General features: G+C 63.7%; 16 protein-coding genes. 10 read left to right on the top strand and 6 right to left on the bottom strand.

All coding sequences use genetic code 11. The features are described 5' to 3' along the window. Window positions 1-186: 186 nt before the first annotated feature. From lptB to lptC, 3 genes are read right to left on the bottom strand one after another with little or no spacing between them, the layout of a single operon-like run. The gene (lptB, locus tag EB235_RS10380) at window positions 187-1,005 is read right to left on the bottom strand and encodes an LPS export ABC transporter ATP-binding protein (RefSeq protein WP_027031066.1); all 819 of its coding nucleotides are present in this window, start codon (window positions 1,003-1,005) and stop codon (window positions 187-189) included. Continuing rightward, a complete protein-coding gene (locus EB235_RS10375; protein ID WP_027031067.1) occupies window positions 1,005-1,604 on the bottom strand; it encodes an LptA/OstA family protein in 600 nt (199 codons plus the stop codon). The genes lptB and EB235_RS10375 overlap by 1 nt, the downstream gene beginning before the upstream one ends. Then, entirely contained in the window at window positions 1,591-2,304 is a 714-nt protein-coding gene (gene lptC, locus EB235_RS10370; protein ID WP_027031068.1) for an LPS export ABC transporter periplasmic protein LptC, read from the bottom strand. The genes EB235_RS10375 and lptC overlap by 14 nt, the downstream gene beginning before the upstream one ends. 358 nt (window positions 2,305-2,662) lie before the next feature. Between lptC and sppA the strand changes: the two genes are divergently transcribed. From sppA to EB235_RS10350, 4 genes are all read left to right on the top strand, one after another. Further along, complete coding sequence (gene sppA / locus EB235_RS10365; protein WP_027031069.1) at window positions 2,663-3,619, top strand: signal peptide peptidase SppA; 957 nt, start codon at window positions 2,663-2,665, stop codon at window positions 3,617-3,619. Between the two features lie 81 nt (window positions 3,620-3,700). Then, on the top strand, window positions 3,701-3,985 hold the full coding sequence (locus EB235_RS10360) for an integration host factor subunit beta (protein ID WP_006200394.1): 285 nt from the start codon (window positions 3,701-3,703) through the stop codon (window positions 3,983-3,985). A gap of 31 nt (window positions 3,986-4,016) precedes the next feature. Beyond that, complete coding sequence (locus tag EB235_RS10355) at window positions 4,017-4,373, top strand: LapA family protein (protein WP_027031070.1); 357 nt, start codon at window positions 4,017-4,019, stop codon at window positions 4,371-4,373. 37 nt (window positions 4,374-4,410) lie between these two features. Then, window positions 4,411-5,376: an ornithine cyclodeaminase family protein gene (locus EB235_RS10350; protein ID WP_027031071.1), complete on the top strand. Its 966-nt coding sequence runs from the start codon at window positions 4,411-4,413 to the stop codon at window positions 5,374-5,376. A 7-nt stretch (window positions 5,377-5,383) separates the two neighbouring features. Here EB235_RS10350 and EB235_RS10345 read toward each other — a convergent pair whose 3' ends face one another. The 3 genes from EB235_RS10345 to EB235_RS10335 all read right to left on the bottom strand — a co-directional run bounded on the left by EB235_RS10345 (window position 5,384) and on the right by EB235_RS10335 (window position 6,951). After that, window positions 5,384-5,809, bottom strand: coding sequence for an EVE domain-containing protein (locus EB235_RS10345; RefSeq protein WP_027031072.1), 426 nt, complete (start codon window positions 5,807-5,809; stop codon window positions 5,384-5,386). Continuing rightward, on the bottom strand, window positions 5,806-6,186 hold the full coding sequence (locus EB235_RS10340) for a VOC family protein (RefSeq protein WP_027031073.1): 381 nt from the start codon (window positions 6,184-6,186) through the stop codon (window positions 5,806-5,808). The genes EB235_RS10345 and EB235_RS10340 overlap by 4 nt, the downstream gene beginning before the upstream one ends. A 75-nt stretch (window positions 6,187-6,261) precedes the next feature. Then, complete coding sequence (locus EB235_RS10335; protein WP_027031074.1) at window positions 6,262-6,951, bottom strand: helix-turn-helix transcriptional regulator; 690 nt, start codon at window positions 6,949-6,951, stop codon at window positions 6,262-6,264. Window positions 6,952-7,083: 132 nt separating this feature from the next. Here EB235_RS10335 and EB235_RS10330 point away from each other — a divergent pair, with 132 nt between their 5' ends. The 6 genes from EB235_RS10330 (at window position 7,084) to EB235_RS10305 (ending at window position 14,231) form a co-directional block, all read left to right on the top strand. Then, window positions 7,084-8,169, top strand: a complete 1,086-nt coding sequence (locus tag EB235_RS10330; protein ID WP_027031075.1) for a class I SAM-dependent rRNA methyltransferase — start codon at window positions 7,084-7,086, stop codon at window positions 8,167-8,169. A 17-nt stretch (window positions 8,170-8,186) separates the two neighbouring features. Continuing rightward, window positions 8,187-9,044: a TrmH family RNA methyltransferase gene (locus EB235_RS10325; RefSeq protein WP_027031076.1), complete on the top strand. Its 858-nt coding sequence runs from the start codon at window positions 8,187-8,189 to the stop codon at window positions 9,042-9,044. 13 nt (window positions 9,045-9,057) lie between these two features. After that, window positions 9,058-9,585 (top strand): signal peptidase II, encoded by a 528-nt coding sequence (gene lspA / locus EB235_RS10320; protein WP_027031077.1) that lies wholly within the window; start codon window positions 9,058-9,060, stop codon window positions 9,583-9,585. Between the two features lie 54 nt (window positions 9,586-9,639). Further along, window positions 9,640-10,629, top strand: coding sequence for an MDR family oxidoreductase (locus EB235_RS10315; RefSeq protein ID WP_027031078.1), 990 nt, complete (start codon window positions 9,640-9,642; stop codon window positions 10,627-10,629). Window positions 10,630-10,785: 156 nt separating this feature from the next. Continuing rightward, window positions 10,786-13,068: a hybrid sensor histidine kinase/response regulator gene (locus EB235_RS10310; protein WP_027031079.1), complete on the top strand. Its 2,283-nt coding sequence runs from the start codon at window positions 10,786-10,788 to the stop codon at window positions 13,066-13,068. A 287-nt stretch (window positions 13,069-13,355) separates the two neighbouring features. Further along, window positions 13,356-14,231: a GNAT family N-acetyltransferase gene (locus EB235_RS10305; RefSeq protein WP_032925566.1), complete on the top strand. Its 876-nt coding sequence runs from the start codon at window positions 13,356-13,358 to the stop codon at window positions 14,229-14,231. The last annotated feature ends 16 nt before the right edge of the window (window positions 14,232-14,247 follow it).

Genomic DNA, 14,247 nt, shown 5'->3' with positions numbered 1-14,247 from the left:
TGTCAAGGCAATAGCTAGCAAAACTCACTTACCGGAGCGTTATCTCGGAGTAAAACCGTACAAAAAGAGGTTACAGCGCGCGAAAAATCGCGTCAGGAAACAAATTTCACGCCCAAGGCAATTCTGCACGACAAGGCAATTCCTGGAAAAGCGTATATTGTTTTCCCGGAAAAAGCACAGGAAGGTTCAGAGCGTAAAACCCTCGCCGAGGTAAAGACGCCGCACATCCGGGTTCGCCACCACTTCGTCGGCGCGGCCATGGGTCAGCACCTGGCCAGCATGGATGATGTAGGCGCGGTCGATCAGGCCGAGCGTCTCACGCACATTGTGGTCGGTGATGAGGACGCCGATACCGCGTGCCGTCAGGTGGCGCACCAGTTGCTGGATATCGGCGACGGCGATCGGATCGATACCGGCAAAGGGCTCGTCAAGCAGCATATAGGCCGGGCGCGTCGCCAGCGCGCGGGCGATTTCCAGGCGCCGCCGCTCGCCGCCGGAGAGCGACATGGATGGCGCCTTGCGCAGATGGCTGATGTGGAATTCCTCAAGCAGTTCGTCGAGGCTGCGCTCGCGTACCTTGCGGTCCTTTTCGACCACTTCGAGCACGGCGCGGATATTCTGCTCGACATTGAGGCCGCGAAAGATCGAGGCTTCCTGTGGCAGATAACCGATGCCGAGCCGGGCACGGCGGTACATCGGCATCGACGTAACATCGAAGCCGTCGATCTCGATCGTGCCTTCATCCACCGGCACAAGGCCAGTGACCATGTAGAAACAGGTGGTCTTGCCGGCGCCGTTGGGGCCGAGCAGCCCGACGGCCTCGCCGGCACGCACGCCGATGGTGACGCCGCTGACGACCTTGCGGCCCTTGTAGCTCTTGGTCAGCCCCTTGGCGATCAAGGTGCCCTTGAATTTTCCCGCATCGACGGTCACCGTGGCCGGCGCCGAAATCTTGCCGGCGGCCCGTCCCGGAAGACGCGCCGTCAGCGACGACAGGCTGGCCATCAGGGGTTCGTCGCTCCCGATTTCGCCGCATCCGCTTTCGGTGGCGGCGTCATCGACATGATGACACGACCGCCGCAACCATCGACGTTGGCGAGGCCAGTCTTCATCTGTACGGTCAGCTTGCAGCCCTTGAGCACGTTAGGGCCTTGCGACAGCACCACTTCCTTGCCCGACAGGACCAGCACCTGCGTCTTCATGTCGAAAGTGCCGTTGTCGCCGGTCGCCACCTGGTCATTCGACTTGATATAGACCCTGTCGCTGACTTCGAGGTGATCGATGTTGGCGGAGCCGGTCATCGCGGCACCCGCCGCTTCGGTGCCCTTGGCGGCAGCCTTGGGGTCCTTGATGTAGTACACCATCATCTTGCCGGCCTTGAGCAGGGTTGGCCCCTGCACGACGGTGACATTGCCGGTGAACACGGCAACATTGTCAGCCTGCCGAACCTCGAGCTTGTCGCTCTCGATCTGGATAGGCTTGTCGCCGGTCAATTTCAGGCCGGACAGGCTTTCGGCGCCGGACTGTGCCAGCGACGGTCCCAGCCCCAGCAGGAGCAGTGCCGAAGTCGCGGCCGCAAGCCGTATTGAACTATTGAGCCACATTCGCTTCCTCGCCCTTTGCCTCGGCCGCCTTCAGAACGGCGGGATCTATGTTGACGCGCACCCTGTTCTCGAACACCAGGACCTTGCCATTGTCCTGGACCGACATGGAATTCGCTGTGATTTGTGACCCGCCACGGCTGACATCGACGGGATCATCCGTCTTCATAGTGCCTTTGCCCATGTCGAGGAAGACCGATTTGAACTTGGCCTGCATGCCGTCGGTCGTGGTGATCGTGACGTCGCTGGTCAGTTTCATCGTATTGCCGTCGCGATCGTAGGTCCCGTGTGAGGCTTTGACCGCCGCCACATTGTCTGGCCCGACCGGCACCTTGGCGTCTATGCCTTCCAGCTCGATGATGCCTTGCGTGTTGACATCCTGAATCGCCCGCAGGGCCGTCATCGAATAAGGCTGCTTCTGCTTGGTGAAACCGTTGAGCTTGGGATTGGCCATCACCAGCTTGCCATTGGAAAAGGCAGTGCCTTCCGTCTGCACCGCTATCTTGATGGGTGCCGCCAGATAGGAATAGACCGGGAAGGCGACGGCGATCAACGCGGCAGCCAGAGGCACGGCGAATTTGAGCACGCGCACGCGGCGCGAATGACGCTGCGCGCGGTCGAACGCATCGCTCCGCGTCGGGCCATCCGCCGGGGGAGCCAACTCCATTTCTGGGCTGGTCGATTCATTCGGTCGCGCTAACATGACTGCTTTCTTCTAAACCCCTGCCCGCCAGCGAGCACCGCCTATAGGTGGGGGGCCGGTGCCCTCAAGCAAGCACAAGCCCACGAAAACCGCAAAAATGTGACAACTGCCGTTGTACAAACGAAAACGAGGTCAGCACAACAGCCGGTACTTCATAGCAGAAATGGACGCGCCTGCGTCGTTTTTCGTCACCGCCATTGCTCCCACTTACCTTGCGTCCGTTGCGCAGGCCAGTCACAAAACAGACAGCATGGGATGGCCGCGCGCGGATTGCCGCGCCACATGGAAGACGGAACAGCTTCCCGATCAAGACATCATGGTCTAAAAGCGTCTCTTCCCGCCGACTGTGAGGCTGACCATGGCATTGAGAGCCGACGACCTGATCGACCGCCGCCGTTTGCGGCGCAAGCTGACATTCTGGCGTGTTGCGGCCATAGGCATCGTCGCACTCGGCGTGATCGGGCTGTCGGCATGGCTCTATGGCGACGATCTCGGCGGCTCGTCCGTCGACCATATCGCCAAGGTCAGGATCGAAGGCACGATCACCGAGGACGAGGAACTGATCAAGCGGCTGGAGGACATCCGCAAATCGTCGAAGGTGAAAGGCGTGATCCTGGCGATCGATTCACCCGGCGGCACCACCGTCGGCGGCGAATCGATCTTTGAGGAGGTCCGCAAGGTGGCCGCCGACAAGCCTGTCGTGGCCGAAGTCGGTACGCTCGCCGCCTCGGCGGGCTATATGATCGCAAGTGCGGCCGACCATATCGTTGCCCGCAAGACCTCGATCGTCGGTTCGATCGGCGTGCTGATCCAGTATCCTGACGTCAGCGGCCTGATGGACAAGCTCGGCATCAAGCTGGAGGAGGTGAAATCCTCGCCGCTCAAAGCCTCGCCCTCGCCCTTCAAGCCGACCAATGACGACGAGCGCGCCATGGTCCGCAAGCTCATCCTCGACAGCTACGACTGGTTCGTCGGCATCGTCGCCGACCGCCGCAAGATGACGCATGAGCAGGCGCTGGCTCTGGCTGATGGGTCGATCTTCACCGGCCGCCAGGGCCTCGCCAACGGGCTGATCGATGCCGTCGGCGGCGAAACCGAGGCGATCGACTGGCTGGCGACCAAGGGCGTCGACGCCAAGCTCAAGGTGGTCGAATGGAAAGACACGGACCGGCGCGGGAGCTTCCTGTGGTCCAAGTCGATGGTGAAAACGATCGGCAGCGCGCTCGGCCTGCCGGATTACAGCGGCGATGTGATCCACGAACTTGGCGCCGACCGCTTGTTTCTTGACGGTCTCGTTTCCGTCTGGCACCCTTGAGATGCCGGTTGGGGCGAGTAAAAAAGCAAATAAAATCATCCTGATAATTTTGACCGCATCGCTTTCTCGGGGACCCGTCTGATGATCAAGTCCGAACTTGTGCAGATTATTGCCACGCGCAATCCGCATCTTTTCCTGCGCGACGTCGAAAACATTGTCGGCGCGATCTTCGATGAGATCACCGACGCCCTTGCCGAGGGCAACCGGGTCGAGTTGCGTGGCTTCGGCGCTTTTTCGGTGAAAAACCGCCCCGCCCGCACCGGCCGCAACCCGCGCACCGGCGAATCCGTCGAGGTCGAGGAGAAATGGGTGCCGTTCTTCAAGACCGGCAAGGAACTGCGTGAAAGGCTGAACGGCGGCAAGTAGGCGTCAGCGCCAGCTTCCGACGGAAAACACAATGCTCAATCGTTTCGTGCTCATCGTGGTCTTCGTGCCCCTGGCGATCATCCTGATCGCGCTCGCAGTCGCCAACCGCGAACTCGTCGCCTTCACGCTGGACCCGTTCAATCCCGGCAATCCGAAGCTGACGCTTACCTTGCCGCTGTTCATCTTCCTGTTCCTGGCGCTCGCCATCGGCATGATCGTCGGCAGCCTGGCCACCTGGGTCAAACAGGGCCGCTACCGCAAGCTGGCGCGCCAGCGCGGTGTCGAGGCGGAAAACCTGCGCCAGGCGGTCAGTCGCGCACCATCGGCACCGCAGAGGCCGGTCCAGGGGTCAGCCCAAGGACCGGTATTGCCGAAGCCGACCACTTGAGCCGCCGGCCGGCGGCTTTCTTTCCACGGAGCTTTTCATGCTGACCATTTCGGCCACCGAGGTCGATCGTGCGCTGACCTTTCCCGGACTGGTCGAGACGTTGAGAACAGCATTTCGCGAAGGTGCGGTGCAACCTGTCAGGCATCATCACGCGGTCGAGCGACCGGATGGTGCGGCCTCGACCTTGTTGCTGATGCCGGCATGGACGGATTTCCACGCCGCCGGTACCTCGGCCGGCGGTCATGTCGGCGTCAAGATCGTCACCGTCTCGCCCGACAACAATGCCATCGGCAAGCCGGCGGTGATGGGGCTCTATCTCTTGCTCAATGGCAGCACCGGCGAACCGGAAGCCTTGATTGACGGCCAGCGACTGACGCAGTGGCGCACCGCTTGCGCTTCGGCGCTGGCGGCATCCTACCTCGCCCGCGACGATGCCTCGCGGCTGCTTGTGGTCGGCGCCGGCGCCCTGTCGCCGTTCCTTGCCAAGGCACATTCGGCCGTGCGGCCGATCAAGACCATCCGCATCTGGAACCGGACCCCGGCCAATGCCGAGAAAGTCGCGGCCGATTTGCGTGCCGAAGGTTTTTCGGCCAGCGCCGCGACCGATCTCGATGCCGAGCTTGCCCAGGCCGACATCGTCTCCTCGGCGACGATCACCACCACGCCGCTCGTCAAGGGCGCGATGCTGCGGCCGGGAACCCATGTCGATCTGGTCGGCGGCTTTACCCCGACGATGCGCGAAAGCGATGACGAAGCGATCGCGCGCGCTCGTGTCTATGTCGATACCCGCGCCGGTGCCACCAAGGAGGCCGGCGACATCGTCCAGCCCCTGGCCTCCGGTCTGCTGAAGCCGGAAGCCATTGTCGCCGATCTGCACGAACTGACGCGCGACCAGAAGAAGGGCCGGGAGAGCTCCGACGAGATCACGTTGTTCAAGTCGGTCGGTGCCGCGCTCGAGGACCTCGCCGCCGGCATTGCCGTCTACAACGCACTCAAGGCCTAGCTCCCGGTCACAGCCATTTGGCGCCCATCGCCTCGGCGATCACTGTGAAATCAGCCGCGCTGACCGAAAACAGGCCAAAGCGTAGCTGATACCCCCAGTTCGACTTGCCGGCGGTGAACTCCAGCCGGTCGAGCAATGGCTTGATCGGCGCTTCTTCAGCCGTCGCCCAGTCGACATCGCGGCGGAACGGCGTGAAGCCGGCGCCCATGTCGCCTTGATAGGGTTCTCCCGTCCGCACGGTGCCGATTGCCGTGAAAGCCTGCAGGCCGTCTTTCTCGCCCAAAACGTTGGTCGGCGAATAGTAGACAATGCCGTCACCGGGCTTGACGCGGCGCAGAGGTGCCGCTTTGCCGTGGTTGACCTGCATGAAGCCATCCTTCCGGCCACGGCGGACGTGCTCGGCCGACGCAACCGCGATCCAGTATGCGCTCATTTCTGTTCCCCATCGGACAGCCAGTAAACACGCAGACGATGATTGTCTGGATCGAGCGCAACGAAGGTGCGGCCGAAATCCAGGTCGGTCGGTGCCTGCAGGATCTTCAACCCGCGCCCGGCCCAGTCGGCATGGGTGGCATCGACCGCGCCGGGTGTCTCCAGCGCAAACACGATCTCGGCGCCGCCACCGGCCGCCTCTGCCGCCGGCTCCACCGTATGGCGTGACCAGAGGCCGAGCTTGAAGCCGTTGTCGAGCACGAACAACACGAAGGTCGGCGCGCTTTCTACCGGCTCGCGCCCCAGCAACGCGCTGTAGAAGGCGCCGCTCTCAAGCGGCTTGTCGACATAGAGAATGACGAAATTCGGGGTGGTCATGATCGGCTCTCCAGGGTTCGGCGTTTCGATGCGCTCGATATAGGCCGGGCTACTGTCAGTTTCTGGCAGTAGCATTCAAGACCCACGCGGTTTGTCGAACGTCGCCCGCCATTCCTTGAGCAGCGCCTGGCGGCGACGCGGATAGCGCGTATCGATTGTGTTGAGGCCGGAGATGCGATCAGCGCGAAAATGGCGGAAATCCTGCCGCATCTCGCACCACGCCACCACCACCCGCACCTTGTCGAAGAAGCCGAGCGCGAACGGCCACACCACGCGCTCGGATCCGGCGCCGCCTGCGTCGCGATAGAGAAAGCCGAGTTTTCGTTCGTTGCGGATGGCCTGCCGCACGATGCCGAGGTCGATGCCTTCAATGACCGTCATGGGCGGCCCGACCAGCAGCGTCGAGGCATCGAGATCCTCGCGCAGATCGTCGGGCAGCACGGCGGCGATCTTGGCCAGTGCGTTGGCGGCGGCGGCTGAAAGACGGCGGTCCGGCTGCTTGGCGACCCAGCGCGAGCCGAGCACGATGGCTTCGATCTCCTCGTCGCTGAACATCAGCGGCGGCAGCATGAAGCCGGGCTTGAGCACATAGCCGAGCCCCGCCTCGCCCTCGATCGGCGCGCCCTGCCCCTGCAGCGTGGCGATGTCGCGATAGAGTGTGCGGATCGAGATCCCGAGCTCATCGGCAAGCGTGCGCCCGCTCACCGGCCGGCGGTGCCGGCGCAGGCACTGGATGAGATCAAGCAGGCGTTCGGAGCGGGACATCCAGCAGATTTGCCTGTTTCTTTGACATTGGTCCATCGCTGGCCGACATGAACAGGAGAGGTAGCGGCAGACTTGGTTGCGAAGCCGGTTGCCCTATGCCAAAAGCGGCACGCCGCTCGGAGATGCTCCCGCTTGAAGTCTTTTCGCGACAAACGCCGCGACAGCCGCCCGCCCGCAAAAGGCGGAACGGGAGACGCACGTCCGCACGAGGCGCGTGGCGCGGCCCGGCCGGACACCAGGCCGCGCGAGCGGCCCGAGGCCAGACCCGACGATCGCACCGAACCGAAAGCCGTACCGCGCATCCTCGCCCGCCGCGAAGGGGCGCTGCCCGCCGAGCAACTTCCGGTCATCCTGGAAGTAGCACCCAACGCGGATTATGCCCTGCTCGACAGCGGCGCCGGCGAAAAGCTCGAACAATACGGCCCCTACCGCATCGTGCGGCCCGAGGGCCAGGCGATCTGGCAGAAGGCCTTGCCGGCAAGGGACTGGGAGCGTGCCGACGCTATCTTCACCGGCGACACCGACGAGGAAGGGATCGGCCGCTGGCGTTTCCCGAAAACGCCGCTTGGCGAAACCTGGCCGATGAAGCATGACGGCATCGACTATCTCGGCCGTTTCACCTCGTTTCGCCATGTCGGCGTCTTTCCCGAACAGGCCTCGCATTGGGATCATATGGCGGGCCTGATCGCGTCGGCCAGGCGGCCGGTCAAGGTGCTCAACCTGTTCGGCTATACCGGCCTTGCCTCGCTGGTGGCGGCCCGCGCCGGCGCCGAAGTCACCCATGTCGATGCCTCGAAGAAGGCGATCGGCTGGGCGCGTGAAAACCAGGAAATGGCCGGGCTTGGCAGCAAGCCGATCCGCTGGATCGTTGATGATGCGGTGAAATTCGCAGAGCGCGAGGAGCGCCGCGGCAGCCGCTACGACATCATCCTGTTCGACCCGCCGGCCTATGGCCGTGGGCCCAAGGGCGAGGTCTGGCAATTGTTCGAGGACCTGCCGGCATTGACCGACCTCTGCCGCGCGATCCTGACGCCAAAACCGCTCGCTGTGGTGCTGACCGCCTATTCGATCCGCGCCTCCTTCTTCGCCATCCATGCTCTGATGCGCGACACCTTCGCCGGCATGGGCGGCAGGGTTGAATCGGGTGAGCTGATCATCCGCGAAAAATCCGCTGGCAGGGCGCTCTCGACCTCACTGTTTTCGCGTTGGGTGGCCTGAATGCCCCGGAGTCCCGAATGAACGAACGGCATGCCGGCGCACCGGGCCAGGTGAAGGAAGTCACCAGCCTTGCCAATCCGCTGATCAAGGACATCAAGGCGCTCGCCTTGAAGAAATTCCGCGACCAGCAGAACGCCTTCATGGCCGAGGGGCTGAAGCTGGTCATCGATGCGCTCGATCTCGGCTGGCAGATCAGGACGCTTGTGTTCGCCAAGGCCGGGCGCGGCAATGCTGCGGTGGAAAAGGTCGCGGCGCGCACAGTCGCCGCCGGCGGCACGGTGCTCGAAGTCTCGGAAAAGGTGCTTGTCGCCATCACCCGCCGCGACAACCCGCAAATGGTGGTCGGTGTCTTCTCGCAGAGATTCCTCGCCCTCAGGGATATCCGCGCCGACAATGGCGATGTCTGGGTGGCACTCGACCGGGTGCGCGATCCCGGCAATCTCGGCACCGTCATCCGCACCGTCGATGCGGTCGGCGCCAAGGGCGTTATCCTTGTCGGCGACACCACCGATCCTTTTTCCGTGGAGACAGTGCGCGCCACCATGGGTTCGATCTTCGCCGTTCCGGTAGCCAAGGCAACGACCGAGGGATTTCTTGCCTGGCGTGGCGGCTTTTCGGGCCTCGTCGCCGGCACGCATCTGAAAGGCGCCGTCGACTATCGCTCGGTCGATTTTTCCCGCGGGCCGGTGCTGCTGATGATGGGCAATGAGCAGCAGGGCCTGCCCGAGAGCCTGGCGGCGAGTTGCGACAGGCTGCTCCGGATTCCGCAAGCGGGCCGCGCCGATTCGCTCAATCTCGCCGTCGCCACCGGCATCATGCTGTTCGAGATCCGGCGCGGCGCGCTGAAGCTCGAACCGATCAACGATCAGCAATGAAGGTTGCCCGCCCTTGAGATCATGGTCCCCCTACGCACTGCTCGTCGTCGCGGCCGTCGCACTCGATCAGTGGATAAAGCATCTGGTCGAGACCGGCCTGCCGTTTCAGCAAAAGCTCGACCTTGTGCCATTCCTGGCGCTGTTTCGCACCTACAACACCGGCATCGCCTTTTCGATGTTCTCCTCCTTCGGTGACACCGGACTGGTGGTCATCGCCGTGCTGGTCGTCGCTTTCGTGCTCTATCTCGCCACCCGCACACCGGCCGGCCACGTCGTCGCCCGCATCGGCTTTGCCCTGATCATCGGCGGCGCGCTGGGCAATCTGATCGACCGCGCCGTCTACGGCCACGTCATCGATTACATCCTGTTCCACACGCCGGTCTGGTCCTTTGCCGTCTTCAACCTCGCCGATGCCTTCATTTCCGTGGGCGCGGCACTGGTCGTCTTCGACGAACTCATCGGCTGGCGGCGCGAGCCCAAACCTTCGAACACCGAGCCTTCCGAAGCCAAGCCTTCCAAAGCCAAGCCTTCCATAGATTGACCCCGCGCGCCCTTCGCCGCACAGTCCACACCGAGCAAGCTCGCGGAGAAAAAGATGTCCGAAACCTTCAAAGCCATCCTCGTCTCGCGCGACGCCGACAAAAAGCAGTCGGTCACCGTGACCGATCTCACCGACGCCGACCTGATGGAAGGCGACGTCACCGTCGCGGTCGAGGCAACGACGGTGAACTACAAGGATGGGTTGGCCATCACCGGCAAGGCGCCGGTGGTCCGCCGCTGGCCTCTGGTGCCGGGCGTCGATTTCGCCGGCACGGTGATCTCGTCCTCCAACCCCGACTGGCGCCAGGGAGACAAGGTCATCCTGAATGGCTGGGGCGTCGGTGAAACGCATTTCGGCGCCTATGCCGGGCACGCCCGTGTCAAGGGCGACTGGCTGGTGCCGCTGCCGCAAGGCATCAGCACGCATGACGCGATGGCGGTCGGCACCGCTGGCTACACCGCCATGCTCAGCGTCATGGCGCTGGAGCGGCATGGCATCTTGCCCGATCGCGGCCCGGTGGTGGTGACGGGTGCCGCCGGCGGCGTAGGTTCGGTCGCGGTCTCCATCCTGTCCAGCCTCGGTTACCATGTCATTGCGTCGACCGGTCGCAACGCCGAAAGCCCCTATCTGATCAACCTCGGCGCCGCCGAGGTGATATCGCGCGACGAGCTCAACCAGCCCGCCAAGCCGCTGGCCAAGGAGCGTTGGGCCGGCGGCATCGATTCGGTCGGCAGCCACACGCTGGCCAATGTGCTGTCGATGACCTCCTATGGCGGCGCGGTCGCGGCCTGCGGCTTGGCCGGCGGCATGGATCTGCCGTCGAGCGTGGCCCCCTTCATCCTGCGCGGCGTCTCGCTGCTCGGCATCGATTCGGTGATGGCACCGAAGGCTGTGCGCATCGAGGCCTGGCGGCGCATCGGCTCCGATCTCGACCTGCAGAAGCTCGCCAGCCTGTCCACGACCATCGGCTTCGACGGCATCATCGATGCCGCACGCGACATCGTCGACGGCAAGATCCGCGGACGCGTCGTCGTCGACATGTGAGTTCGCCGATTGGGGTGAGTTCGCCGTCCCGAAGGGCTGGCGGAATTGACACTGTCTGGCGACAAATCCGGCACACCGGGTAAAAAGATTCGCATCCGCTAAAATTCGAACGATCCGCCGCAATTTTCCATAATCTCTGTCTGGCAATGGTTTCGCATGATCGCGGAATCCGGCACGCAACAGGCAGATATTGGCGACGACGTCGATGCGGCACCCGCAGCGACACGGCGGTTTATCGCCGCGCCGCCGCTGGTGCCCGAGCAGCAAGTGGTAAGGCCCGAAGGTCTGCCGCTGCTGACCTACGGTGCCATCATGATACTGGCCGGCCTCGCGCATCTGACCGGGGCGCCGATCTTCATCAGCCTGGCTTTGCTGGCCACCGGCCTCGCCGGCCTTGGCTTGCATCTGCATGCCAGACGCAGCGTCCACCGTACCGTGGTCCTGCTTGACGAGACCACCGCCCGCAGCCGCGCCGAGATCGAGACGCTGGCCGACCGCATGTGGGAGATGCAGGAGAGCGAGGAGCGTTTTCGCGGTCTCATCGACGCGCTTGGCGATCTTGTCATCCATCGCGACCGCGACGGCTACATCGTATACGCCAACAAGGTGTTCGCCGATCTGGTCGAAACCGATCAGCGTGATCTTGCCGGCAAGACCCTGGCCGAACTCGGCGTCGAGGTCGGCATCGTGCCCGATGCCGCCTTTTCCGACCATGAGTGCCTGAGTTCCACCGACGTCGCCATCCGCACGCCGAGCGGCCCGCGCTGGTTCTCCTGGATCGAACTGTCGGTGCGCGACAAGGACAGCGGCGCGGTTTCGCATCGCGCCATCGCCCGCGACATCACCGCCCGCAAGCGCGCCGAATCCTCACTGATCACCGCGCGCGAGCGGGCCGAATACGCCAGCCAAGCCAAATCGCGCTTTCTCGCCACCGTCAGCCATGAAATCCGCACGCCGATGAACGGCATCATGGGCATGGCGAGGCTCTTGGCCGATACCAGCCTGTCGCCGGAGCAGCAAACCTATGTCGGCGCCGTCTCGACTTCGGCCAGCGCCCTGCTCGCCCTGATCGAGGATTTGCTCGACTACTCCAAGATCGAGGCCGGTCGCTTCGATCCGGAACCGCAGCCGATGTCGGTGCGTGAGATCGCCGACAACATCATCGAATTGCTGGCTGCGCGCGCCTTCGCCAAGGATATCGGCCTCGGCTGCCACGTCGAACCGGATGTACCACAATTGATCACCGCCGATCCGGGCCGGGTCAGGCAGGTGTTGCTCAACCTCATCGGCAACGCCATCAAGTTCACTGACGGCGGCGGCGTGCTGGTCAGCGTTGCGCGTGCCCGCACCGAAACCAGCGACCGCATCTGCTTCACCATCACCGACACCGGCCCCGGCCTGCGCGACGAGGACATGGAGCGCATCTTCGAGGAGTTCGAGCAGGCCGACGGCACCTCGACACGCACGCATGGCGGCGCGGGGCTGGGACTTGCCATCTCCAAACGCCTGGTGGCCGCCATGGGCGGCACGATCTCGGTCTCCAGCCGGCTTGGCCAAGGGTCGGAATTCGTATTCGAAATCCCAGCCACGGAGGCCACCGAGGCGCCGCAGGGCCGGCTGAACGCGCTCATCGGCAGGCGCGCGGTGATCCTGTCCAGGAACGCCATCGAGGCTGACGCCATCGCCCGCACCATCCGCGCCAATGGCGGCACCGCCGGTATCGCCACCAGCGTGGCGCAGGCCGCGCCCTTTGCCGACGGCTGCGACGTGCTGCTGGTTGACGCCTCCATGGAGGAAAGTGACGGGAGGCTGCTTAAGCGGTTGCGCCAAAGCGGCTTTTCCGATTGCGAAGCCATTACGCTGATCGCGCCGACCGACCGCGGCATGCTTGGCGAGTTCCGCGCCAGCGGCTATGCGACCTTCCTTGCCCGGCCGGTGCGCGGGGCAACGCTTCTGCGTGTGCTTTTGACCAGCCATGCGCCGGGCCTTGCCCAGCCGCAGCCGGAAAAGCGCCGCGTCCCGGCGCTTCGCGCCTCAGGTGACCGCCAGCAGGGCCTGTCCGTTCTGATCGCCGAAGACAACGACATCAATGCCATGCTGGCGCGCGCTACGCTGTTGAAGGCAGGGCACCGCGTCAAGGTGGTCGGCAATGGCAAGGCTGCCGTCGAGGCCGTCACCAGCGCCGGGCACAAGAACCGCTTCGACGTGGTGCTGATGGATCTGCATATGCCGGTGATGGATGGGCTTGACGCGATTGCGGCGATCCGTCGCCATGAGGAGGAAACGTCGGCGCCACCCGTGCCGATCATGGTGCTGTCGGCTGACAGCCAGGAAAAGACCCGCCATGCGGTGCTCGCCCACGGCGCCAGCGGCTTCGTCACCAAGCCGCTCGACCCCGAGGCGCTGGTCAACGCCGTCGAGGGCCAGGTCGCCGCTTGAGCCGCCTTTTTCCGGCGTGCGGCCGATGCATGTCGGCCAAAAATTGCCTGAGTTCTGGGCGGATGACAGGTATGAAAAAGAAGGGCCTGGAGCGCGTCGCCCTACCCGATCGAGATGCGCCGCACTTCATGTTTCCTCACCGAACGTAGCCGGTTGACCGTTTTCGCCAGCCGACGAAGTATTGCCCGCGCCGCCGTATCACGGTACTGTCACAATCCTGTTGCACCTACACCGTATCCCCGTGCCAAGAGGGATGGCTCGAAGGAGAATCACTCGTGCATACAGTTATGCCGGAATGTGACACTCGGCCGAACGCCAGCAGCGCCTTGCTTGCCGGACGTAACGTCGATTCCGTCATAAAGGGCGCAGCACTCGGCCGTATCGGCAATCTCGAAGTGCGGCTCGCCCGCAACGAGGCCGAGATCGCGGCCGCTCAGGAAGTGCGTTACCGGGTATTTTACGACGAACTTGGCGCCAGGAAGGACCTGTTCCAGGCGCACGACCGCCGTGACGCCGACCGGTTCGATCCGCTCTGCGACCATCTGCTGGTCCTGGATACCACGCTTTCCGGCCCCGAACATCGCCGCATCGTCGGCACCTACCGCCTGCTGCGGCAGGAAATCGCGGCCACCGCCGGCGGCTTCTATTCCGAAGGCGAATTCGAGCTGACCAAGCTCATCGCCCGTCACCCCGGCCAGCGTTTTCTCGAACTCGGCCGTTCCTGCGTTTTGCCGCAATACCGTTCGAAGCGCACCATCGAGGCGCTGTGGCAAGGCATCTGGGCCTACATCAATCACTACGAAATCGGCGTGATGACCGGCTGCGCCTCCTTCCATGGCATCGTGCCGGCAGCGCATGCCGAGGCTCTCACCTATCTCGCCCATCACTGCCGCACCAATTCGGCCTGGGACGTGCGCGCCGTGTCCGATCGGTACTGCTCCATGGACCTGATGCCGATCGAGGCGGTCAACGCCAAGGCCGCGATCGCGGCGATGCCGCCTCTGGTCAAGGGCTATCTGAGGGTTGGCGCCCGCATCGGCGACGGCTGCGTCATCGACCGCGAATTCTCGACCGTCGACGTCTTCGTGGTGATGCCGGTCAAGGAGATCGGTGCCCGCTACGTCAACTATTACGGCGGGGAAGCGCAACGTTTCGCGGCATAGCGAATAGCGAATAGCG

The organism is Mesorhizobium loti R88b (assembly GCF_013170845.1).
GTDB classification, from domain to species: domain Bacteria; phylum Pseudomonadota; class Alphaproteobacteria; order Rhizobiales; family Rhizobiaceae; genus Mesorhizobium; species Mesorhizobium loti_B.
Note: the sequence above shows the minus strand (reverse complement) of the source record. Positions and strands in the feature narration are given on the sequence as shown.